This is a genomic window from Kitasatospora sp. cg17-2 (genome assembly GCF_054031055.1).
The window spans coordinates 4,005,441-4,029,175 of the sequence record NZ_CM132923.1; the positions used below are offsets into that span (position 1 = coordinate 4,005,441).

Genomic DNA, 23,735 nt, shown 5'->3' on the forward strand with positions numbered 1-23,735 from the left:
CGGGCGAATTGTCGGTGCCCACCTCTAGGCTCGCCGGCATGACCGCCTCGACCCCCGGCCCGGTCTCGGGCCCGTCCTCCCTCCCCGCCCCGGTGACCGCGCTCGGTGCCGACGACGCTCGCCGGATCGCCCTGCGCGCCCAGGGCCTGCTCGGCGCGCCCGACCGCCGCGGCGGGGTGCGCGGGATGCTGCGCCGGCTCGGCTCCGTCCAGCTCGACACCATCTCGGTGCTGGCCCGCTCCCACGAACTCGTGCCGTACGCCCGGCTCGGCGCGGTCGGCCGCCCCACGGTCGAGACGGCGTACTGGGGTTCCGGCACGAGCTTCGAGTACTGGTCGCACGCGGCGTGCATCCTGCCGATGGAGGAGTGGCCGCTGTTCGCCTTCCGGCGCCGCCGCTACCGCGCGAAGACGCACGTCTGGGGCAAGCAGGGCGAGGCGGAGACCTACCGCTCGGTGCTGGACAAGCTGCGCGCCGAGGGGCCGCTCACCTCGACCGAGCTGGGCGGCGCCAAGAAGACCGCCGACTGGTGGGACTGGTCGGACACCAAGATCGCGGTGGAGCGCGCACTGGCCTTCGGCGACGTGGTCTGCACCGAGCGCCGGAGCTGGAAGCGCGTCTACGCCCTGGCCGAACAGGCCGTCCCCGCCGAGCTGTTCGCCGCCGAGCCGGACGACGCCGAGTGCCTGCGCACCCTGGTCGCCCAGTCCGGCGCGGCCCTCGGCGTGGCCACCCGGGCCGACATCGTCGACTACTACCGGCTGCGCGCCGAGCAGGTGGACGCGGTGCTGCCCGACTCCGGCCTGGTCCCGGTCGAGGTGGCCGGCTGGGGCCCGAACGGCAGCCCCGGCGCGGCCTGGGCCGACCCCGAGGCACTCGCCACGACGCCGCGCGGCCGCCACCGCACCACGCTGCTGTCGCCCTTCGACTCGCTGGTCTGGGACCGCCCGCGCACCGAGCGGATCTTCGGCATGCTCCACCGGTTGGAGGCCTACACCCCCAAGCACAAGCGGGTGCACGGCTACTTCGCGATGCCGGTCCTGACCGGCGGCCGGCTCGTCGGCCGGGTCGACCCGGCCCGCGAGGGGAAGACCCTGGTGGCGCGTCAGGTCTCGCTGGACTCCCCCCGGCACCTGGAGGCACTGGCCGACGCGCTGCGCGAGGCGGCCGGCTGGGTGGGCTGCGACGCCGTCCGGGTCGAGGCGCTGCACGACGAGTCGCTGCGCCCGGCGCTGGAGCGGCTGCTGGCCTGACCGGGCACCCGCACGGGATGCCCCGACCGCCCCGGCGGTCGGGGCCCGCCGGGCCCACCGGGCCCCGCGGTCACCCTATTTCGAGGATCTTCTCCCGCATCGCGTACACCACGGCCTCCATCCGGGAGTGCAGCTGCAGCTTCTCCAGGATGTTGCGCACATGGTTCTTCACGGTGTTCTCGCTGATGAACAACTCCTTGGCGATCTCCCGGTTGTTCATCCCGGTGGCCACCAGCTTCAGCACCTCCAGCTCCCGGTCCGTCAGTCGCGGCGCGGGCACCAAGTCCCGTTCGTCGGAGCGGCGCTGGATCATCGACTTGAACTCGGTGAGCAGCTTGGACGCCATCGACGGGCTGATCTGGGACTGCCCGTCGGCGACCGCGCGGATCGCGGTGGCGACCTCGTCGGTGGAGATCTCCTTGAGCAGGTAGCCGGTGGCCCCCGCCTTGATCGCCTCGTAGAGGTCGGCCTCCTCGTCGCTTATCGTCAGCATGATGATCTTGGTGCTGGGTGCGACGTCCTTGATCGCGGTGCAGGCCTCGATCCCGCTGCGACGCGGCATCCTGACGTCCATGAGGATGATGTCGGGCAGCAGGTCGGCCGCCTTGAGCACCGCCTCCGCGCCGTCCCCGGCCTCGCCGACGACGGTGATGTCCTCCTCCTCGGCCAGCACGATCTCCAGGCCGCGGCGGAACAACGCGTGGTCGTCCACCACCAGGACGCGGATCGGCTCCCCCCGGCGCGGTGCGTAGTCGGACTCGGCCCCCAGGCCGGGCGACACCCCCACGACCGGCACTGTCGCGGGCCCCAGCCCGAAGTGATCCCCCATCCGCTCCTCCCCCGTCGCCGGTCGTCGTCGGCCAATCATTCCACGGACGGGGGCCCTCGCGGTCACCCTCCGGTGCCGATTGCCCCGCAACGGGTGACCTGTCCGGTGACCGGTGTCCGCATACCGGCCCCGGATCCCGGCCCACCGGCCCCCTGAGCACGACGTACCGTGCCCCGGCCCCCGAACACGACGTACCGCGCCCCGGAACGCCGGTGACCCCGGCGGCAGCGCCACCGGGGTCACCCCTCTCCTGCTGTCCGGACGGTCAGTCCTCGTCGTCGCCCGCGCCGATCGCACCACCGGCGCCACCACCCTCGACGGACGAACCGTCGGCCTTCAGGTGGATCACGCCGTAGTGGTAACCGTGCCGGCGGTACACGACACTCGGCAGGCCACTGTCCTTCTCCACGAACAGGTAGAAGTCGTGGCCGACCAGCTCCATCTCGTAGAGCGCCTGGTCGAGCGCCATCGGGGCGGCCGGGTGGGTCTTCTCCCGGACCACCAGCGGGCCTTCGCCCTCCACTTCCAGGGATCCCATCATGGTCTTGCGGACGGCCCCGTTGGTGCTGCTCTCCGACGGCTTCGACTCGGGCAGCGCGGCGAGGGCCGCGGTCGCCTCGGCGACGCTGATCGGGGTGCGGCTGCCGCTGCCGCCCTTGTGGACCCGACGCCGGTCCGCGGACTTGCGCAGTTGGGCGTCGAGCTTCGCCGAGGCCAGATCGAGCGCCGCGTAGGGGTCAGCGGCGGCGGCCTCGGCCCGGATCACCGGGCCACGGGTACGGAGGGTGATCTCCACGCGGTCGGACCGGTCGGCCTGCCGCGGGTTGTGTTCCTTGGACACCTCGACATCGAGGCTGATCGCCTTGGTGTCGAACTTCTGGACCTTCTCCAGCTTCTCGGCCACGTGATCCCGGAACCTCTTCGGCACCTCGGTCTTGCGGCCCTTGACGACGATGTCCACGCAGAACTCCGATCCCTCGTTCTGTCGCCGGCCCGGGTGCTACCGGACCGGACTGAGACCAGCCGGACCAGCCGATACTTCCGCCGGCCCTCCGCTCCACCGGCAACGGTGGGAACGACTGGCCCTCACTGCACTTCCTCCCCACCAGGGACGGTTGAAACCCCCTGGAGCCTTATCGAACACCTCACACGGGGTTTTCGCCTCTCCGGCGGAGAGTTCGGGTATGACGGAGTGACGGGCCGGCGGTCAAGCTGGTGCACCCCTGTCTACCCTCTCGCGAGTGAAACACAGGTAAATACCTGGACAACACCCCCCGTACGGCGCATTCTTTGCTCACTCTCCGTGTCCCACCCGCGAGGAGCAGCCGTGCAGCGGACCTCCGCACCACCCCACCGGCAGTCCGGCCGGGGGCCCTTCGCCCACGTCCTGACCGGCGTCCTCGACGCGCTGCTCCCGGCCCCCTGCGCGGGCTGCGGCGCGGACCTCGGCCACCTGTGCCCGGGGTGCCGCCGTCTCCTCGCCACCACCCCGCCGACGCCCGCCGCGGCCCTCCCCCGGGCGCACGCCGCCGCGCCGTACGAGGGTCCGGTCCGGCGACTGCTGCTCGCCCACAAGGAGCGCGGCGCGCTGGGGCTGGCCGGCCCGCTCGGCGAGGCGCTGGCCCGGGCGGTGCGCTCCGCACTCGGCCCGGGCCCGGGGCGGGCACCGCTGCTGCTGGTCCCGGTCCCCTCGGCCCGGGCGGCGGTCCGCGCCCGGGGGCACGACCCCACGCTGCGGCTGGCCCGCGCCGCCGCCGGGGCCCTGCGCCGGGAGGGCCTGGACGCCCGCGCGCTGCCGCTGCTGCGCCACGCCCGGCCGGTCGCCGACCAGGCCGGACTCTCCGCGGCCGAGCGCCACCACAATCTGCGGGGCGCGCTCACCGTGCGGCCGCCCGGCCGCCTCCGGCGACCCTCCCCGACAGAGCGTCCCGGCCCCGCCGGGTACCGGCCGGTCCTGGTCGACGACCTGGTGACCACCGGCGCCAGCCTCGTCGAGGCGACCCGGGCACTGTCCGCCGTCGGCCTGCCGCCCGCCGCGGCCGCCACGGTCGCGGCCGCCGTCCCGCACCACCACCGGCGCCGCCCGGACACCCCCGACCCGGACAACCCCCGCTGGTGACGGGCGCCGGGCGTCAGCCCGGGTAGACGAACGCGGAGGCGTTGTAGGGCAGCACCAGCTCCCGCCACTGGTTGTTGACCAGCCGGTACGGCTTGCCCGTTGCCCTCTCCAGCGCCAGCACCGGCGGCACCGGCAGCGCGTTCGTCCCCCGCGACTCCGACGCGGCGACGGCGACCATCTCCCCGCCGCCCAGCAGCCGCGCGTCCCGGTTCTGCGACCCGTCGGTGCTGATGTACTGCAACTGCTGGGCCTTGTCCTTCTCCTTGCCCAGCACCAGCAGTTGGTCGGCCTCCGCCCAGGACACCGCCAGGACTTCCTGGAACGCCGGGTTGGCCAGCCGCAGCCCGGTGATCCTCGCGGTCGGGGCGTCCTTGGTACCGCCGTGGACGAGCAGCCCCAGCCAGAGCCGCTGGTCCTTGCTCTCCTTGCCCTCCTTCAGCAGCAGGGCGACCCGGACACCGTCCGAGGACACCTTGATGCCCTGCACCGAGCGCCCGACCAGGTCGTCCACCGCCACCGGGACGGCCTGCTTGTCCCGCACCATCAGCACCCGCGGCGCCGTCGGGTCGCGGTCCACCACGTACAGGTCGCCGCGCCCGTCCCAGGTCGGCGAGGTCAGCCCGTCGTCACCCTTCGAGCCGGGGCGGCTCGGCGTGGTGAGCACCGGCTGCGGCATGGCCGGCAGCGAGTCCAGGAACGGCACCGTGAAGAGCTGGTGGCCGTCGGCGCTGATCGCCGCGGCGCGCTCGCCGTCACGGGCCACCGCGACCGCGCCCAGCGGCCGCCCGCTCTGCTGCGCCCGTCCCAGCGGTCCATGCACGGGCTCGCCCACGGCGTCCCCGCGCGTCTCGTGCAGCACGCCGTCGTCGGCCCGCTGGTAGAACTGCCGGGTGGACATCTGCCCGGCCAGCGAGCCGGGCCCGGTCGCGGGCTCGTCGGCGCGGCTCGCCTGACAGACCGGACCGCCGTGCTTGGCCTTGAGCTCCAGCCGTTCGACCTGCCCGGTGCCCTGGTCGGCAAGGGTGTAGAGGAGCTGGGTGGCCATCCGCCGGCAGGCGGTGGCACTGCCGAGGTCGACCCCGACGAGCGTCACGTGCCCGGTGCGGTTGTCGTCCAGGGTCACCGAATCGACGGCGTTGGGCCCGAGGCCCGCCGGGAAGGCGGAGCTGGCGACCGGCGCCAGCCAGGTCGACGGCCCCGAGACCAGCGCGCGGACCGCCGAACCCAGCGGGTCTATTCGGCGCCGCAGATAGATCGGGTCGGCGATCAGCACGTCCTGGTTGGTCACCGAGGCCGCCGTCGGCGCGGACGGGTCGGGCGCGGCGTAGAAAAACCGGTCGACCTGGCGGTAGCTGTTGCGGAAGTTGACCTCGTTGAGGATCAGCCCGTCCGGCAGCTTGTCGATCCGCCACTCGCCGGCCTTCTCCCGCACGAAGGAGAAGTTGAACTCGATCATGCGCGGTGAGTCGCCGATGTACGAGTGCCGGTCGTCCACCTGGGAGACCAGCTGCCCGGGGACCGGGATCGACATCTCGGTGTCGTTGTCGGTCACGCTCACCTTGAGGTGCCCCGGGTTGGCGGCGAGCACCTTGATGCCCGCCTCGGGGTTCCAAGTGGTCCGGGCGTCGGGCGTCAGGTACTTGCGCGCCGTCACATAGCTGTCGTCGGCGGTCAGCGCGTCGAGGAAGCCGGCCAGCAGGTCCTGCGGCTTGGCTCCCTTGGCGGGCTCCACCGGGAAGACCCTGACCTGGAGGTTCTTCTCCGCCGAGCTCTTGGACAGCTCGATCTTGGTGACGCCCCCGGAATCCGGCATCGCCGCGCAGCCGCCGGCCAGCAGGGCACCCACCAGCGCGCCCGCCGTCCCGGCCAGCCGCAGCTCAATCCTGGCGCTGGTCCTTCGCACGCTGCGACCCCTCCGTGTCCGTTCCACCCGTGCCGTCCGCCCCTGCGGCCTCGTCCGGTCCCGCGGTCCGCTGTGTCACCGACGGCCGACCGGGCGTCGGGTCCACCACGACCTGGGCCCCGGTCGCACCGTACCCCGCACCGACCGGCAGTACGTCGGACGGATCCGCGCGCGGGCCCTCGACCGGCCGCCGGCCGAGGCCGGGACCGATGCTCAGCACACCGCCGAGCCCGCTGCCGAACCCGCTGCCGGAGGTGTCCGGCGTCTCCGGGACGGCCTGCTCGTCGGTCGCGGTGAGGGCGGTCGCCCCGGCCGGGCGCGCGGCCCGCCGGTACGGCGCCCCGTAGGTACCCAGGCCCCGGTTGTTGCGGGAGTCCTCCGGCTCCAGCCGGAACGGCGCCCGGCTGATCTCGCCGCCGCGGGTGCGCGGCATGGTGAGCCGGAAGTGCGAGCCGCCGCCCGGCTCCCCCCAGGCCTGCAGCCAGCCGCCGTGCAGATGCGCGTCCTCGACCGCGATCGACAGGCCGAGACCGGTGCCGCCGGTGGTCCGCACCCGGGACGGGTCGGCCCGCCAGAACCGGTGGAACACCCGGGACGCCTCGCCCGGCTTGAGGCCGATGCCGTAGTCCCGGACGCCGATGGCGACCGCGCCGTCCCGCGAACCCAGCCGGACCACGACGTCCCGGCCCTCGCCGTGCTCCAGCGCGTTGACCACCAGGTTGCGCAGGATGCGCTCGATCCGCCGGGAGTCGACCTCGGCCAGCACCGGCTCGCCGTCGCCGCGGATCACCACGGCACTGCCCTTGGCCTGCGCCAGCGGATCGGCGGCCTCGACCACCCGGCCGACGATCTCGCGCAGGTCGACCGGCTCGGCGTCCAGGACGGCCGCGCCCGCGTCGAAGCGGCTGATCTCCAGCAGGTCGGCGAGCAGCGACTCGAAGCGGTCCAGCTGCCCCTGGAGCAGTTCGGCGGAGCGGGCCGCCATCGGGTCGAGGTCCTCGCGGCTGTCGTAGATGAGGTCGGCGGCCATCCGGACGGTGGTCAGCGGCGTGCGCAGCTCGTGCGACACGTCCGAGACGAAGCGCCGCTGCACCCGGGAGAGCTCCTCCAGCTGCCGGATCTGCGCCTGCAGCGCGTTGGCCATCCGGTTGAACGACTCGCCCAGCCTGGCGATGTCGTCCGTGCCGGTGACCTTCATCCGCTCTTCCAGGTGCCCGGCGGCCAGCCGCTCGGAGATCCCGGCGGCCATCCGGACCGGTGTCACCACCTGGCGCACCACCAGCCAGGCGATGCCGCCCATCATGATCACCACGAACACCCCGGCGGTCGCCAGCGTGCCGGTGACCAGGCCCAGGGTCTTGGTCTCCTGGCCGAAGGAGAAGACGTAGTACAGCTGGTAGCTGCCGTTGCCGGGCCCGGTGAACTGCTGCCCGAAGACCAGCCCGGGCTCGGTGTCCGCGTGGCTCTCCGGCGAGCGCTGGATCCGGGTGGGCTGGCTGAAGCTCTGGCCGGGCTCCTGCGCGACCCTGGCCTTCAGGCTGTCGGGGATGCTGCTCGGCAGGATGTCCGCGGAGTAGCGCGGGCCGAGGCCGGCCTTCTCCGGCTGGACGGTCTGGCCGGTGCCGGGCAGCATCGCGATCACCGAGTAGACGTTCTGCCCGCTCGCCGCCAGGTCGCCGACCTGCTGGAGCAGCCAGGTGCCCAGCCCCTCGGGGGCCGAATCGGTGGTCGGTGTCCGCAGCCGCAGGTCGTCCGCGTCGTCGATCTTCTTCAGCTCGGTCTGGAACCCCGCGAGCGCCTGGTCCCGGGCCGCCGACCGCTTGGTCTCCAGCAGCCCGGTGCGCACCTGCGCCACCACGACGACGCCCAGCACCATCACCACCACGACCGACAGCAGCAGCGTCGCCGCCACCACCCGCAGCTGGATCGACCGCCGGTACAGCGCCGCCACCCGGTTCAGGGGGCGGCGCAGCTGTCGGTTCACCAGCGCGAGCAGGGCGACCGGCCCCCGCCGGCGGCGGCTGCGCACGGTCGAACTCAGTACGTCCCCGCGCACGGCGCCGCCACCCCCGTCGGTCGCGGTACCCGCCGGGGTCTCGTCGGCCCGGTACATCACGTCAGCTGGGCCCGGCCTTGTAGCCGACGCCGCGGACGGTCACCACGATCTCGGGACGCTCCGGGTCCTTCTCGATCTTGGAGCGCAGACGCTGCACATGGACGTTGACCAGTCGGGTGTCCGCCGCGTGCCGGTAGCCCCAGACCTGCTCCAGCAGCACCTCGCGGGTGAACACCTGCCAGGGCTTGCGGGCCAGCGCCACCAGCAGGTCGAACTCCAGCGGGGTCAGCGGGATGCCCCGGCCGTCCCGCTTCACCGAGTGGCCGGCCACGTCGATCACCAGATCGCCGATGGTGAGCTGCTCCGGAGTCGGCTCCTCGGCCCTGCGGAGCCGGGCCCGCACGCGGGCCACCAGTTCCTTGGGCTTGAACGGCTTGGTCACATAGTCGTCGGCACCCGACTCCAGGCCGACCACGACATCGACCGTGTCGGTCTTGGCGGTCAGCATGACGATCGGAATACCGGACTCGGCCCGGATCTGACGGCAGACGTCGATGCCGTCCCGTCCGGGCAGCATCAGGTCCAGCAGCACCAGATCCGGCTTGGTCTCCCGGAACGCGGCTAGCGCCCTGTCCCCATCCGCGACGAAAAACGGCTCAAAACCCTCACCACGCAGCACAATGCCGAGCATCTCGGCCAGTGCGGAGTCGTCATCAACGACGAGGACGCGTCCCTTCATGCGTCCATCTTCTCATTACCGGATTGTGACCTGCCGCACAGCAGTCCCATTGCTCCAGAACGGCCAACTGGCGATCCGGTCCAATTCAAGCCAAACCGGGCCAATTTCCTGCCCCCTCCCGCCCCCCGGGCCCCCGGCGGAGCCGACGGAACGTCCGCCCCCCGGCCGTTGCCGTTCAGCAACCGGCTCCCCCTGGGGTGCGTCCGGGCACCATGGCACGATGGGCGCTGCGCGCGGGTGAAGATCCACCCGGTGCCGCGCCCCCGAAGCCCTCCGAGGAGCAGTGATGACCGACACTCCGGGCTGGGCCTCGCCCGGCTCGTCCGAGCCGCCCCGCGACGGCGCCCGGCCCACCGCCGACGCGCCCGCCGCCGTGCCCGGCCAGTCGGCACCGCCCAAGGACACCCCGCCCGCCTGGGGGACCGCCCCCGGCGCCCCGCAGCCCCCCTACGCCGGGCAGCAGCCCGCCTGGGGCACGCAGCCCGGCCACGGCGGACCGCCGCCCGGCCACGGCGGACCGCCGCCCGGCTGGGGCCCGCAGCCGCCCGGCGGCGGGTACGGCTGGGGCGTGCCGCAGAGCCCCAAGCCCGGCGTGATCCCGCTGCGCCCGCTCGGCCTCGGCGAGATCCTCGACGGCGCCGTCTCCACCGTCCGCAAGCACTGGCGGGTCACCCTCGGCCTCGCCCTCGGCGTCGCGGTCGTCCAGCAGGGCGCCTCGCTCGGCGCCCAGCTCGCCATCCAGGGGGACACCGGCGACCTCACCCCGGTGCTGACCGCCCTGATCAGCCTGCCGCTCTCGATGCTGCTCGGCGTGGTCGCCTCGGCCCTGCTGACCATGGTGGTCAGCCGCGCCGTCCTCGGGCAGGCCGTGTCGATCGGGGACGCCTGGCGCGACGCCAGGCCGCGGCTGCTCCAGCTCGTCGGCCTCACCCTGCTCACCGGCCTCATCGCCGGCGGCATCCTCCTGCTGGGCTTCGCCCCGCTGATCGGCTACCTGGTCTCCGGGGCCGAGGAACCGGCGATCGTCGGCCTGCTCGTCGTCGTGGGCCTGCTCAGCCTCCCGGTCGCCGTCTGGATCGGCATCCAGCTCAGCCTGGCCGCCCCCGCCCTCATGCTGGAGAAGCAGGGCGTCATCACCGCCCTCTCCCGCTCCCGCCGGCTGGTCCGCCGCTCCTGGTGGCGGATCTGCGGCATCACCGTGCTCAGCCAGATCATCGCCGCGGTCGTCGGCGGTGTGATCAGCACCCCGTTCACGGTCATCGGCATGGCGATCGGCCTCGACGACTTCGTCGCGCAGGTCGACTCCGGGCAGACCGGCAGCATGCCCGCCGCGATGCTGGTCGCCATGGCGATCGGCGGCGTCCTCTCCTCCACCGTCACCCTCCCCTTCACCGCCACCATCGGCGTGCTGCTCTACGTCGACCAGCGGATCCGCCGCGAGGCCCTCGACATCGAGCTCGCCCGCGCCGCCGGCCTGCCCGGGCAGAGCGGCACCGGCTGGGGCGACCAGGCCGGCCCCGCCCCCACAAGGCTCTGAGCCCGATGCCGATCCGGGGGGAGATCGTCGTGCTCGCGGGTGGCGCCCCGGTCACGACACCGCGCGACGCGGCCAAGGACGCGGCCCGCGACGAACTGCTCAACGCCGACTACCACCGCCACGACCCGAGCCTCCAGGAACGGATCCTCAAGTGGATCACGGCCCGGATCGACGAGGCCCTGGGCGCGCTCACCGGCGACGGCACCAGCGGCGCCACCGGCCTGGTCCTGTTCCTGCTGGTCGCCGCGGTGGTCGGCGCCGCCCTCTGGTGGCGCCTCGGCGCCCCCGGGCGGGCCGCCCGCACCGACCCCGGGGTCTTCGGCGACATCGGCCCGCGCAGCGCCGCCGAGCACCGGGCCGACGCCGAACGGCACGCCGCCGCCGGCCGCTGGACCGAGGCCGTCCGCGAGCAGATGCGCGCCCTCGTCCGGGGCCTGGAGGAGCGCACCCTGCTCGACGCCCGCCCCGGCCGCACCGCTGACGAGGCCGCCGCCGAGGCCGGGCGCGCACTGCCCGCCCACGCCGCCGAGCTCGCCTCGGCCGCCCGCGCCTTCGACGACATCGCGTACGGCGAGCGCACCGCCGACCAGGGTGCCTACCAGTCGCTGCGCGACCTCGACCGGGCGCTCGAACGCGCCCGCCCGGTCCTCGCCCCGGCCGCCGGAGGAGCCGCATGACCAGCGCCACCCCCGCTCCCCCGACCGACCCGGCCGCCGCCCCGCGGCCCGCACCGACCGCCACCGGCGCCGTCGCCGTCGCCGTCGCCACCAGCACCGCCCCCACCGGCCGCGGCCTGTGGCGGCGCGCCCGCTGGTACCTGCTCACCGCCGCCCTCCTGCTGCTCGCCGCCGTCCTGCTCGCGGCCGTCAACCAGGAGCGCCGGTACCCGCCGCTCGACCCCCGCTCCTACGAGCCCGCCGGCAGCCACGCCGTGATCGCCCTCCTGGAGCGCGAGGGCCTCCAGGTCGCCCTCACCGCCGACCCGGCCGTCCGGCCCACCGGCACCGACACCCTCGTCCTGCCCGAGCCCGACCTGCTCACCCCCGAACAACTGGCCGCCGTCGCCGCCGCCCGGTACGGCCGGGTGGTCCTGGTCGCCCCCGGCCCCGCCGCCCTCAGCGCCCTCGTGCCCGGCGTCCGCACCTCCGACGAGAACGGCGGCGCCCCCTACGCCGGCGTGCGCACCACCGAACCCGGCTGCTCCCTCCCGGAGGCCGTCCGGGCCGGCAGCGCCCACCTCGGCGGCCTGCTCTACACCGCCGGCAGCCGAGGCGAGGGCTGCTACCCGCGCGGCCACGGCTACCCCGTGGTCGCCGTCACCACCGGCCGGAACACCGATGTCGTGGTCCTCGGCAGCGGCGAGTTCCTCACCAACGAGCTGCTCGGGAAGGACGGCAACGCCGCCCTCGGAGTCGGCCTGCTGGGCTCCCGGCCGCACCTCACCTGGCACCTGCCCGACTACACCGCCCCGGTCGCCGAGGGCGGGCGCAAGAGCTTCCAGGACTACATCCCCGAGGGCTGGACCTGGGCCGGCTACCAGCTCGGCATCGCCGTCCTGCTCGCCGCGCTCTGGCGGGCCCGGCGGCTCGGCCCGGTGGTCGACGAGAAGCTGCCGGTCGTGGTCCGCGCCTCCGAGACCACCGAGGGCCGCGCCCGCCTCTACCGCCGGGCCAAGGCCCGGGGCCGCGCCGCCGACGCCCTGCGCCGCGCCACCGCGCTGCGCATCGCCCCGGCCCTCGGCGTCCCGCCCGTGGCCGGCGCACCCGACCCCACCGCCCTCTGCGCGGCCGTCGCGGACCGCCTCCCCGAGCGGCCCGCCGGGGAAGCCGCGGCCCTGCTGTACGGCCCTCCCCCGACCGACGACGCCGCACTGCTGCGGCTCGCCGACGACCTCGACACCCTCGAAAGGCAGGTACGGAAGCCGTGACCGAGAAGGCCACCACCCAGCTCCGCATCACCCCCGGCCCGGCGCCCGCCACCACCGGCCCCACCGTCCCCGGCAGCACCGTCCCCGGCCCCGCCGTCGACCCGAGGCTCGGCGACCCCCGACTCGGCGACCCGCGCGAGGCGCTCACCGCCCTGCGCGCCGAGATCGCGAAGGCCGTCGTCGGCCAGGACGCCGCCGTCACCGGCCTCGTCGTCGCCCTGCTCTGCGGCGGCCACGTGCTGCTCGAAGGCGTCCCCGGGGTGGCCAAGACCCTGCTGATCCGCACCCTCTCCACCGCGCTCAGCCTGGGGACCAAGCGCATCCAGTTCACCCCCGACCTGATGCCCGGTGACGTCACCGGCTCCCTGGTCTACGACGCCCGCACCGCCGAGTTCTCCTTCCAGCCCGGCCCGGTCTTCACCAACCTGCTGCTCGCCGACGAGATCAACCGCACCCCGCCGAAGACCCAGGCCGCCCTGCTGGAGGCCATGGAGGAACGGCAGGTCACCGTCGACGGCGAGCCGCGCGCCCTGCCGGTGCCGTTCCTGGTCGCCGCGACCCAGAACCCGGTCGAGTACGAGGGCACCTACCCGCTGCCCGAGGCCCAGCTCGACCGCTTCCTGCTCAAGCTGATCCTCCCGCTGCCCGACCGGGACCAGGAGTTCCAGGTCCTCGCCCGGCACGCGGCCGGCTTCGACCCGCGCGACCTCGCCGCTGCCGGCGTGCGCCCGGTCGCCGGCGCCGAGCACATCGCCGCCGCCCGCGAGCAGATCGCCAAGCTGACCGTCGCCCCCGAGGTGCTCGCCTACATCGTCGACCTCTGCCGGGCCACCCGGCAGTCGCCCTCGCTCTCCATCGGCGTCTCCCCGCGCGGCGCCACCGCGCTGCTCGGTGCCTCCCGCGCCTGGGCCTGGCTGGCCGGCCGCGACTACGTCACCCCCGACGACGTCAAGGCGCTCGCCCTGCCCACCCTGCGGCACCGCGTCGCCCTGCGGGCCGAGGCCGAGATGGAGGGCGTCACCGCGGACTCCGTGATCCAGGCCGTCCTCGCCCAGACCCCGGCCCCGCGCTGATCCCCGCCCCGGGTCCCACCGCCCCACGTTTCGCCGCCTCACCGTCGGCCCCGACGAAGGAACGCACCGCATGGCCATCACCGGGCGAACCGCCCTGCTCGCCGCGCTCGGCGCCCTCGTCACGGGCCTGCTGCTGCCCTCCTGGACGGGCATCGGCGCCGTCACCGGCGCGGTCCTGCTCGCCGTCGCCCTCGACCTGGTGCTCGCCGCCCCCGTCCGCAGCCTGCGGATCGACCGGGGCGGCGACACCACGGTCCGGCTCGGCGAGCCCGCCTCGGTCGAACTGACCGTCACCAACCCGGCCGGACGGCCCCTGCGGGCCCGGATCCGCGACGCCTGGGCCCCGTCGGCCTGGCGGCCCGGCACCGCGTTCGCCGCCTCCCGGCACACCCTGCGCGTCCCCGGCCACGAACGCCGCCGCGTCACCACCGTCCTCACCCCGACCCGGCGCGGGGACCACCACTCCCACAAGGTGACCGTCCGTTCGCTCGGCCCGCTCGGCCTGGCCGGACGCCAGGGCTCGCACCTCGTCCCCTGGACGGTCCGCGCCCTGCCCCCGTTCGCCAGCCGCAAGCACCTGCCCTCCCGGCTCGCCCGACTGCGCGAACTCGACGGCCGGACCTCGGTCCTGACCCGCGGCCAGGGCACCGAATTCGACTCCCTCCGCGAGTACCTGCCCGGCGACGACATCCGCTCCATCGACTGGCGGGCCAGCGCCCGCCGCCACACCGTCGCCGTCCGCACCTGGCGCCCCGAGCGCGACCGGCACATCCTGGTCGTCCTCGACACCGGCCGCACCTCCGCCGGCCGGGTCGGCGACGCTCCCCGGCTCGACGCCTCGCTCGACGCCGCACTGCTGCTCACCGCGCTCGCCACCAAGGCGGGCGACCGGGTCGACCTGCTCGCCCACGACCTGCGCAAGCGGACCGCGGTGGCCGGCCGCTCCCCGGGCGAGATCCTCCCGGCCTTCACCAACGCGATGGCCGTCCTGGAACCCGCCCTCTACGAGACCGACATGCGCTCGCTGGTCGCCACCGCCCTGAAGATGGCGCCGCACCGCTCGCTGATCGTGCTGCTCACCGGCCTGGACGCGGCCTCCGTCGAGGACGGCCTGCTCCCGCTCCTGCCGCTCCTCACCAAGCGCCACGAGGTCGTCCTCGCGTCCGTCTCCGACCCCCACCTCGACGAGCTCGCCGCCGGCCGCGGCACGGTCGAGGCCGTCTACGGCGCCGCCGCAGCCGAACAGACCCGTGCCGACCGCCGCCTCACCGCCGACCGCCTCACCCGCGCCGGCATCACCGTCCTCGACGCCCCGCCCACCTCGATCGCCCCGGCCCTGGCCGACACCTACCTCGCCCTCAAGGCCGCCGGCCGCCTCTGACAAAGGCTCCCGGCCCCACCGGGGGAACACGAAAAAGCCCCGCCACCGATCCGGTGGCGGGGCTTCTCAGTGCCTTTCGACGGGTGGCGGAACTCCCCCACCCGGGCTTCCGTCGAATGCCTCCAAGGGGCTTTCCCGGCGCTTCTCGGGGCCATTGGCGCGGGGCTTTAAGGTACTCCGCCACCCAGTCCAACGGTATTCCCACCCGGACAGCAATCCCCTTCCCGTCCGGGGAAATACCTCCACAGCCGTTCGCGCGGTAATTCACGCAGAACGCAAAGAACCCCCGTCGGTTTCCCGACGGGGGTTCTTCACAATGATTGTTCGGCGGCGTCCTACTCTCCCACAGGGTCCCCCCTGCAGTACCATCGGCGCTGTGAGGCTTAGCTTCCGGGTTCGGAATGTAACCGGGCGTTTCCCTCACGCTATGACCACCGAAACACTATGAAACTGTCAACCGCACCCACGACAGGCCATGTCATGGGGGTCGTTGTTTCAGAACAACACAGTGGACGCGAGCAACTGAGGACAAGCCCTCGGCCTATTAGTACCGGTCAACTCCACCCCTCACAGGGCTTCCATATCCGGCCTATCAACCCAGTCGTCTACTGGGAGCCTTACCCTCTCAAGGAGGTGGGAGTGCTCATCTCGAAGCAGGCTTCCCGCTTAGATGCTTTCAGCGGTTATCCCTCCCGAACGTAGCCAACCAGCCATGCCCTTGGCAGGACAACTGGCACACCAGAGGTTCGTCCGTCCCGGTCCTCTCGTACTAGGGACAGCCCTTCTCAACACTCCTACGCGCACAGCGGATAGGGACCGAACTGTCTCACGACGTTCTAAACCCAGCTCGCGTACCGCTTTAATGGGCGAACAGCCCAACCCTTGGGACCTACTCCAGCCCCAGGATGCGACGAGCCGACATCGAGGTGCCAAACCATCCCGTCGATATGGACTCTTGGGGAAGATCAGCCTGTTATCCCCGGGGTACCTTTTATCCGTTGAGCGACGGCGCTTCCACAAGCCACCGCCGGATCACTAGTCCCGACTTTCGTCCCTGCTCGACCCGTCAGTCTCACAGTCAAGCTCCCTTGTGCACTTACACTCAACACCTGATTGCCAACCAGGCTGAGGGAACCTTTGGGCGCCTCCGTTACTCTTTAGGAGGCAACCGCCCCAGTTAAACTACCCACCAGACACTGTCCCTGATCCGGATCACGGACCCAGGTTAGACATCCAGCACGACCAGAGTGGTATTTCAACGACGACTCCACCATGACTGGCGTCACGGCTTCAAAGTCTCCCACCTATCCTACACAAGCCGAACCGAACACCAATATCAAGCTATAGTAAAGGTCCCGGGGTCTTTCCGTCCTGCTGCGCGAAACGAGCATCTTTACTCGTAATGCAATTTCACCGGGCCTATGGTTGAGACAGTCGAGAAGTCGTTACGCCATTCGTGCAGGTCGGAACTTACCCGACAAGGAATTTCGCTACCTTAGGATGGTTATAGTTACCACCGCCGTTTACTGGCGCTTAAGTTCTCAGCTTCGCCCCGACGAATCAGAGCTAACCGGTCCCCTTAACGTTCCAGCACCGGGCAGGCGTCAGTCCGTATACATCGCCTTACGGCTTCGCACGGACCTGTGTTTTTAGTAAACAGTCGCTTCTCGCTGGTCTCTGCGGCCACCCCCAGCTCTGGCAGCAAGTGCCGTCACCAGGAATGGCCCCCCTTCTCCCGAAGTTACGGGGGCATTTTGCCGAGTTCCTTAACCATAGTTCACCCGAACGCCTCGGTATTCTCTACCTGACCACCTGAGTCGGTTTGGGGTACGGGCCGCCATGAAACTCGCTAGAGGCTTTTCTCGACAGCATAGGATCATCCACTTCACCACAATCGGCTCGGCATCAGGTCTCAGGCTATTGTTGTGCGGATTTGCCTACACAACGCCCTACACCCTTACCCCGGGACAACCACCGCCCGGGCTGGACTACCTTCCTGCGTCACCCCATCGCTCACCTAGTACAGACTTGGATCAGCGGCTCCACCACGTCCCTTTGTCCGAAGACTCCGGGCCGGCTTCACGGCTTTAGCATCACCTGGTTCAGCGTTGGCGCTTCAAAGCGGGTACGGGAATATCAACCCGTTGTCCATCGACTACGCCTGTCGGCCTCGCCTTAGGTCCCGACTTACCCTGGGCAGATCAGCTTGACCCAGGAACCCTTGGTCAATCGGCGCAAGAGTTTCCCACTCTTGTATCGCTACTCATGCCTGCATTCTCACTCGTGTACCGTCCACGACTGGTTTCCACCGCCGCTTCACCCGGCACACGACGCTCCCCTACCCATCACAGCAGGCGTTGGCCCTTCATGCTGCAATGACACGACTTCGGTGATGTGCTTGAGCCCCGCTACATTGTCGGCGCGGAATCACTTGACCAGTGAGCTATTACGCACTCTTTCAAGGGTGGCTGCTTCTAAGCCAACCTCCTGGTTGTCTCTGCGACTCCACATCCTTTCCCACTTAGCACACGCTTAGGGACCTTAGTCGGTGTTCTGGGCTGTTTCCCTCTCGACCATGGAGCTTATCCCCCACAGTCTCACTGCCACGCTCTCACTTACCGGCATTCGGAGTTTGGCTAAGGTCAGTAACCCGGTGAGGCCCATCGCCTATCCAGTGCTCTACCTCCGGCAAGAAACACGTGACGCTGCACCTAAATGCATTTCGGGGAGAACCAGCTATCACGGAGTTTGATTGGCCTTTCACCCCTAACCACAGGTCATCCCCCAGGTTTTCAACCCTGGTGGGTTCGGTCCTCCACGAAGTCTTACCTCCGCTTCAACCTGCCCATGGCTAGATCACTCCGCTTCGGGTCTTGGGCATGCAACTGTATCGCCCTGTTCGGACTCGCTTTCGCTACGGCTACCCCACACGGGTTAACCTCGCTACACACCGCAAACTCGCAGGCTCATTCTTCAAAAGGCACGCAGTCACGAGACACACAGCAAGCTGCATGTCCGACGCTCCCACGGCTTGTAGGCACACGGTTTCAGGTACTATTTCACTCCGCTCCCGCGGTACTTTTCACCATTCCCTCACGGTACTATCCGCTATCGGTCACCAGGGAATATTTAGGCTTAGCGGGTGGTCCCGCCAGATTCACACGGGATTTCTCGGGCCCCGTGCTACTTGGGAGTTCTTCAAACGAGCCGTACAGATTTCGCCTACGGGGGTCTTACCCTCTACGCCGGACCTTTCGCATGTCCTTCGACTACCTGTACGGTTTCTGACTCGCCGACCGGCCGGCAGACCGGTCAAGAAAAATCCCACGACCCCGTATCGGCAACCCCTGCCGGGTCTCACACCAATACGGTTTAGCCTCATCCGGTTTCGCTCGCCACTACTCCCGGAATCACGGTTGTTTTCTCTTCCTGCGGGTACTGAGATGTTTCACTTCCCCGCGTTCCCTCCACATACCCTATGTGTTCAGGTATGGGTGACAGCCCATGACGACTGCCGGGTTTCCCCATTCGGAAACCCCCGGATCAAAGCCTGGTTGACGGCTCCCCGGGGACTATCGTGGCCTCCCACGTCCTTCATCGGTTCCTGGTGCCAAGGCATCCACCGTGCGCCCTTAAAAACTTGGCCACAGATGCTCGCGTCCACTGTGCAGTTCTCAAACAACGACCAGACACCCACACTCAGCAGCCCGAAGACCACCTCGCATGAGACCGGCACTGAAGAAACAGACCATACGGCCGTTCCCTCAGGACCCAACAACGTGCCCGACACCCAGAATCGATCAACCGCGTTCCACGCCGAAGCAGTACTTGCAGTAGTTGATCCTGTGTGCCGAATAGTCAACGTTCCACCCATGAGCAACCGTGCAGGACATTCGCCTGCAAGCGGCATATTGCTCCTTAGAAAGGAGGTGATCCAGCCGCACCTTCCGGTACGGCTACCTTGTTACGACTTCGTCCCAATCGCTGGTCCCACCTTCGACGGCTCCTCCCCTTACGGGTTAGGCCACCGGCTTCGGGTGTTACCGACTTTCGTGACGTGACGGGCGGTGTGTACAAGGCCCGGGAACGTATTCACCGCAGCATGCTGATCTGCGATTACTAGCAACTCCAACTTCATGGGGTCGAGTTGCAGACCCCAATCCGAACTGAGGCCGGCTTTTTGGGATTCGCTCCGCCTCGCGGCATCGCAGCCCTTTGTACCGACCATTGTAGCACGTGTGCAGCCCAAGACATAAGGGGCATGATGATTTGACGTCGTCCCCACCTTCCTCCGAGTTGACCCCGGCAGTCTCCTGTGAGTCCCCATCACCCCGAAAGGCATGCTGGCAACACAGAACAAGGGTTGCGCTCGTTGCGGGACTTAACCCAACATCTCACGACACGAGCTGACGACAACCATGCACCACCTGTATACCGACCACAAGGGGGCGACTATCTCTAGCCGTTTCCGGTATATGTCAAGCCTTGGTAAGGTTCTTCGCGTTGCGTCGAATTAAGCCACATGCTCCGCTGCTTGTGCGGGCCCCCGTCAATTCCTTTGAGTTTTAGCCTTGCGGCCGTACTCCCCAGGCGGGGAACTTAATGCGTTAGCTGCGGCACCGACGACGTGGAATGTCGCCAACACCTAGTTCCCAACGTTTACGGCGTGGACTACCAGGGTATCTAATCCTGTTCGCTCCCCACGCTTTCGCTCCTCAGCGTCAGTAATGGCCCAGAGATCCGCCTTCGCCACCGGTGTTCCTCCTGATATCTGCGCATTTCACCGCTACACCAGGAATTCCGATCTCCCCTACCACACTCTAGCCTGCCCGTATCGAATGCAGACCCGGGGTTGAGCCCCGGGCTTTCACATCCGACGCGACAGGCCGCCTACGAGCTCTTTACGCCCAATAATTCCGGACAACGCTCGCACCCTACGTATTACCGCGGCTGCTGGCACGTAGTTAGCCGGTGCTTCTTCTGCAGGTACCGTCACTTGCGCTTCTTCCCTGCTGAAAGAGGTTTACAACCCGAAGGCCGTCATCCCTCACGCGGCGTCGCTGCATCAGGCTTTCGCCCATTGTGCAATATTCCCCACTGCTGCCTCCCGTAGGAGTCTGGGCCGTGTCTCAGTCCCAGTGTGGCCGGTCGCCCTCTCAGGCCGGCTACCCGTCGTCGCCTTGGTAGGCCATTACCCCACCAACAAGCTGATAGGCCGCGGGCTCATCCTGCACCGCCGGAGCTTTACACCCGGGACCATGCGGTCCCAGGTCATATCCGGTATTAGACCCCGTTTCCAGGGCTTGTCCCAGAGTGCAGGGCAGATTGCCCACGTGTTACTCACCCGTTCGCCACTGATCCACCCCGAAGGGCTTCACCGTTCGACTTGCATGTGTTAAGCACGCCGCCAGCGTTCGTCCTGAGCCAGGATCAAACTCTCCGTGAATGATTACCGGTAATCCGGTGAGCACTCGCGTCGAGCGGCACGGCAACCACCGGAATAGGGCGGCCCCGCGCACTGCGTCCTCGCTAGTGTTTTACTTCAAAAGGAATCTCCAACCCCGGAAGAATCCGAGGCCGGGGATGTCAACATATCTGGCGTTGACTTTTGGCACGCTGTTGAGTTCTCAAGGAACGGACACTTCCTTCAGGCGGCTTTCACACCGGCCCTCCGGGCGCTTCGTTCTTTCGTGTTCCCAGCCTATCAGATCCTCGCGGCCGGTTTGACCGGCTTTCGTTTCTCCGAATTCCCGCTGGGGGGATTTCCTTCACTTCGCTCCGAAGCTTATCAAAGCTTTCAGTGTGCTCAGTTCCGGGATTTACCGTGTCGGAGAGGGCGTGCATTCGAGAAGCACACTCACCTCGACTCGGCGGTGTCGTAGACATTAGCGCCCGAGTCCGACTGTTGTCCAGTCCGTCCCAACCGTTCAAACCTACTAGCCCAGTCCTACCACGTCAATGGTTTTTCTGGGATGCGAGAAGAGTACCAGGTCAGAGGGCCTGGTGATGACATCGGCTCAGGCCGCGACCGGCTGGAGGTCCGCCCGGTCGGCCGCGTCGAGATCTCCGGTCTCGCCGGTCGCGGCAGCCTTTCGACCCAGCACCAGGGCATAGAACAGGAATGCGACCTCGGCGAGCGCGCCGATGGTGATCCGGGCCCAGGTCGGCAGGCCGGACGGCGTCACAAAGGCCTCCAGTACGCCGGACACCGCCAGCACCGTCGCCAGGCCGATTCCCATGCCGACGATCGAGCGGCCCTCCTCGGCCAACGCGGTCGCCCGGCTGCGCGGGCCCGGGTCGACGATCGTCCAGCCCAGCCGCAGTCCCAGGCCGCCGGCGACGAAGACGGCGGTCAGCTCCAGCAGACCGTGCGGGATGAGCAGGCCGAGGAAGATGTCGAGGCGGCCCGCGGAGGCCATCAGCCCGACGCCGAGTCCGAGGTTGAGGACGTTGCTCCACAGCACCCACAGCACCGGGAGGCCGAGCACCACACCGTAGAGCAGGCACTGCACGGCGATCCACGCGTTGTTCGTCCAGACCTGGGCGGCGAAGGAACTCGCCGGACGGTCGGAGTAGTAGGCCTCGTAGGCGCCGCCGGGCCTGGTCATCTCCCGCAGCGCGTCCGGCGCGCCGAGGCTGTTGCGGACCTCGGGGTGGCCCGCCACCCACCAGGCGACCAGCGCGGTGGCGACCAGCGAGAGCACCGCGACCGGGATCCACCAGCGACGTGCCCGGTAGAGCGCGGCCGGGAAGCTGACCGTGTAGTAGCGGGCGACGTCGCGCCAGCCGCTCGTCCGACTGCCGGTGACCGAGTCACGGGCCCGCGAGACCAGGCTGGTGAGCCGGCCTTCGAGGGTCGGGTCGGGCGCGGCGGCCTGGACCTTGGCCAGATGGCCGGTGACCCGCTGGTAGAGGGAGACGAGCTCGTCCGCCTCCTCGCCGCTCGGACGCCGCTTCCGGGTGAGGGCGTCCAGCCGGGCCCACTCCCCCTGGTGGGTGGCGACGAAGACGTCCAGGTCCATGCGGCGGCTCCATGGTCGGCGCGGGACGCGCGATCGGGCGGGTGCGGACAGGTGGGCCCAGCATGCCAGGGGGGAACGGCACCGCGGCGGCCGGGACCTCCCTTCCCGACCGGCTCCGCGGCCCCGTATGTTGACGGGCAGCAGATCACGGGACGTGGGGGCGGTCCGCCGGATTCCCCTCCCACGGACCCCGTACCACCGACGGGAACGGACGGGTGTCTTGAGCGACCTGGTGACGGGCGAGGCGGTCGTCCTCGGCCTGCGCGCGGCGAAGCTTCCGAGCCGGGGCCTGGCCGTCACGCTGGACCTCGCCGTACAGGTCGTCGGCCTCGTGGTGACGACCCTGGTGCTGAGCCTGCTCGCACCGGGACTGGACGGCGCCGCGGTCGCCGCCGTGACGATCGGGCTGACCGTCCTCTTCCTGGTCGCGCTGCCGATCATGATCGAGACCCTCAGCCGGGGGCGTTCCCTGGGCAAGGCCGCGCTGGGGCTCCGGGTGGTGCGCAGCGACGGCGGCCCGGTGCGGTTCCGGCACTCGCTGGTGCGCGGTCTGGTCGGCTTCCTGGAGATCATCGTGCTGTTCGGCGTGCCGGCCGTGATCTGCTCGGTGGTGTCGTCCGAGGGGAAGCGGCTGGGTGACGTCTTCGCGGGGACGCTGGTGGTGCGCGAGCGGGTGCCCGGTGGTGGTGGCGCCGCCGCCGCGCTGCCGCCGGTGAACCCGCAGCTGCTGCAGGCGATCGGCGGCGAGCTGGTCGCGCTGGACCTCTCCGCCGTGCCGGAGCCGCTGTGGCTGGCCGTCCGGCAGTTCCTCGGGCGGATCGGCGAGCTGGACCAGGCGGTCGCCCATCGGATGTCCGCCCGGCTCGCGGACGACCTGGCCGCCCGCACCGGCCACCCGGTCCCGTACGGGGTCCACCCGGCGGCGTACCTGGGCGCGGTCCTGACCGAGCGGCAGCGCCGCGAGTGGACCAGGGCGCAGGGGTACGCGTCGCAGCAGCAGGCCCAGGGTCGGCAGTACGCCCCTCAGCCGCACGCCCCGCAGCAGTACGGTGCCCAGCAGTACGCCCCGCAGCCGCCGCAGCAGCCCGCGCCTCCGGTCGCCCCCGTGAGGCCGCCCGCGCCGCCGAGCCCCCCGGCCACCGGCACCGGCTTCGCGCCGCCGGCCTGAGCCGCACCCGCCCGAGCCTGGCCGGCCCGAACCGCACCCGCCCGGCTCACTCCCCGAGGCCGTCCCCGTACCCGAACCCGGCCGGCCAGGCGTTCGGCGGCGACTCCAGCTCCTCCAGCTCGACGCCCCCGGCGGCCAGCACCACGTCCCCGGCCAGGTGCACCACCTGCTGCTCCCCGGTCTCCAGGTCCGCCACCTGGTAGCGCTCGACGAGCAGCGGCCCCGAATCCGTGTCGTGCGTGTCCACCCCCTCCAGCAACCACCCCTGGTCGAAGGTGCGCGGCGCCAGCACCGGATCGGTGAACGCCACCAGCCGCACCCGCGCGCTCGCCCCCTCCCCCAGCCGGAGCAGCCGCGCGGCGGCGACCAGGAACGCGGGCGAGCGACCGGCGAAGCCGTGCGCCCGGTCGTGCCCCTCCACCGCCTGCTCCCCGGCCGGGTCCGCGGCGTCGGCCCGGACCCAGGCGACCCCGTCGACGGCACCGCCCCTGACCTGCCAGCCGCCGGCCCGGAGTTCCATCCGCAGCGGGCGGGAGCGCGAGTCCAGGGTGAGGTCCACGGTGCCGAGCACCTGACCGTCCGGCGCGTAGGTCTTGGACACGTACCGCCAGCCGGCCGGGCCGGGCGCGCAGCTGAAGCGCTCCTCACCGAGCAGCACGTGGTCGTGGACGTCGTGGAGCGAGTACCGGCCGTTGGGCATGCCCGAAAGCCTACGTCCGGCCCGGCCC

The 23,735-nt window shown here is 70.3% G+C and carries 15 protein-coding genes and 3 rRNA genes; 8 read left to right on the forward strand and 10 right to left on the reverse strand.

Going from position 1 to position 23,735, the window contains the following annotated elements; genetic code table 11:
* Positions 1–38: 38 nt before the first annotated feature.
* On the forward strand, positions 39–1,253 hold the full coding sequence (locus ACW14Y_RS16575) for a winged helix-turn-helix domain-containing protein (protein ID WP_380305087.1): 1,215 nt from the start codon (positions 39–41) through the stop codon (positions 1,251–1,253).
* Between the two features lie 70 nt (positions 1,254–1,323).
* Here the strand turns inward: ACW14Y_RS16575 and ACW14Y_RS16580 are convergent, their stop codons facing one another.
* Complete coding sequence (locus ACW14Y_RS16580) at positions 1,324–2,082, reverse strand: response regulator (RefSeq protein ID WP_380305085.1); 759 nt, start codon at positions 2,080–2,082, stop codon at positions 1,324–1,326.
* Between the two features lie 265 nt (positions 2,083–2,347).
* Complete coding sequence (gene hpf, locus ACW14Y_RS16585) at positions 2,348–3,043, reverse strand: ribosome hibernation-promoting factor, HPF/YfiA family (RefSeq protein ID WP_380305083.1); 696 nt, start codon at positions 3,041–3,043, stop codon at positions 2,348–2,350.
* A 366-nt stretch (positions 3,044–3,409) separates the two neighbouring features.
* Here hpf and ACW14Y_RS16590 point away from each other — a divergent pair, with 366 nt between their 5' ends.
* Complete coding sequence (locus ACW14Y_RS16590; RefSeq protein ID WP_456987393.1) at positions 3,410–4,201, forward strand: ComF family protein; 792 nt, start codon at positions 3,410–3,412, stop codon at positions 4,199–4,201.
* 13 nt (positions 4,202–4,214) lie between these two features.
* Here the strand turns inward: ACW14Y_RS16590 and ACW14Y_RS16595 are convergent, their stop codons facing one another.
* The 3 genes from ACW14Y_RS16595 to mtrA are packed head-to-tail and all read right to left on the reverse strand — an operon-like array spanning position 4,215 to position 8,899.
* The gene (locus ACW14Y_RS16595) at positions 4,215–6,104 is read right to left on the reverse strand and encodes an LpqB family beta-propeller domain-containing protein (RefSeq protein ID WP_456987395.1); all 1,890 of its coding nucleotides are present in this window, start codon (positions 6,102–6,104) and stop codon (positions 4,215–4,217) included.
* A complete protein-coding gene (mtrB, locus tag ACW14Y_RS16600) occupies positions 6,079–8,217 on the reverse strand; it encodes an MtrAB system histidine kinase MtrB (protein WP_419932153.1) in 2,139 nt (712 codons plus the stop codon). The genes ACW14Y_RS16595 and mtrB overlap by 26 nt, the downstream gene beginning before the upstream one ends.
* A 4-nt stretch (positions 8,218–8,221) precedes the next feature.
* On the reverse strand, positions 8,222–8,899 hold the full coding sequence (mtrA, locus tag ACW14Y_RS16605) for an MtrAB system response regulator MtrA (RefSeq protein ID WP_030247322.1): 678 nt from the start codon (positions 8,897–8,899) through the stop codon (positions 8,222–8,224).
* Between the two features lie 286 nt (positions 8,900–9,185).
* On the opposite strand from mtrA, the gene ACW14Y_RS16610 reads away from it, so the two are divergent.
* From ACW14Y_RS16610 to ACW14Y_RS16630, 5 genes are all read left to right on the forward strand, one after another.
* Complete coding sequence (locus ACW14Y_RS16610; RefSeq protein WP_456987398.1) at positions 9,186–10,436, forward strand: DUF7544 domain-containing protein; 1,251 nt, start codon at positions 9,186–9,188, stop codon at positions 10,434–10,436.
* A gap of 5 nt (positions 10,437–10,441) precedes the next feature.
* Entirely contained in the window at positions 10,442–11,113 is a 672-nt protein-coding gene (locus ACW14Y_RS16615; protein WP_380305073.1) for a DUF4129 domain-containing protein, read from the forward strand.
* Positions 11,110–12,363 (forward strand): DUF4350 domain-containing protein, encoded by a 1,254-nt coding sequence (locus ACW14Y_RS16620; protein WP_380305071.1) that lies wholly within the window; start codon positions 11,110–11,112, stop codon positions 12,361–12,363. The genes ACW14Y_RS16615 and ACW14Y_RS16620 overlap by 4 nt, the downstream gene beginning before the upstream one ends.
* Before the next feature lie 152 nt (positions 12,364–12,515).
* Entirely contained in the window at positions 12,516–13,436 is a 921-nt protein-coding gene (locus ACW14Y_RS16625; protein ID WP_380305115.1) for an AAA family ATPase, read from the forward strand.
* A gap of 70 nt (positions 13,437–13,506) precedes the next feature.
* Complete coding sequence (locus ACW14Y_RS16630) at positions 13,507–14,817, forward strand: DUF58 domain-containing protein (protein WP_380390785.1); 1,311 nt, start codon at positions 13,507–13,509, stop codon at positions 14,815–14,817.
* Between the two features lie 322 nt (positions 14,818–15,139).
* Here ACW14Y_RS16630 and rrf read toward each other — a convergent pair.
* The 4 genes from rrf to ACW14Y_RS16650 form a co-directional block, all read right to left on the reverse strand.
* Positions 15,140–15,256: ribosomal RNA gene (rrf, locus tag ACW14Y_RS16635) — 5S ribosomal RNA — on the reverse strand.
* 85 nt (positions 15,257–15,341) lie between these two features.
* Positions 15,342–18,463 (reverse strand): 23S ribosomal RNA (locus ACW14Y_RS16640).
* A 276-nt stretch (positions 18,464–18,739) separates the two neighbouring features.
* A 16S ribosomal RNA gene (locus ACW14Y_RS16645) occupies positions 18,740–20,263 on the reverse strand.
* Together the 16S, 23S and 5S rRNA genes form the textbook arrangement of a ribosomal RNA operon.
* Before the next feature lie 571 nt (positions 20,264–20,834).
* Positions 20,835–21,839 carry a stage II sporulation protein M gene (locus ACW14Y_RS16650; RefSeq protein ID WP_380310759.1) on the reverse strand — a complete coding sequence of 335 codons (1,005 nt, stop codon included), beginning with the start codon at positions 21,837–21,839 and terminating at the stop codon, positions 20,835–20,837.
* A gap of 220 nt (positions 21,840–22,059) precedes the next feature.
* Between ACW14Y_RS16650 and ACW14Y_RS16655 the strand changes: the two genes are divergently transcribed.
* Positions 22,060–23,007 carry an RDD family protein gene (locus ACW14Y_RS16655; RefSeq protein WP_456987402.1) on the forward strand — a complete coding sequence of 316 codons (948 nt, stop codon included), beginning with the start codon at positions 22,060–22,062 and terminating at the stop codon, positions 23,005–23,007.
* A gap of 46 nt (positions 23,008–23,053) precedes the next feature.
* Here the strand turns inward: ACW14Y_RS16655 and ACW14Y_RS16660 are convergent, their stop codons facing one another.
* Entirely contained in the window at positions 23,054–23,707 is a 654-nt protein-coding gene (locus ACW14Y_RS16660; protein WP_456987404.1) for a hypothetical protein, read from the reverse strand.
* Positions 23,708–23,735 lie beyond the last annotated feature (28 nt).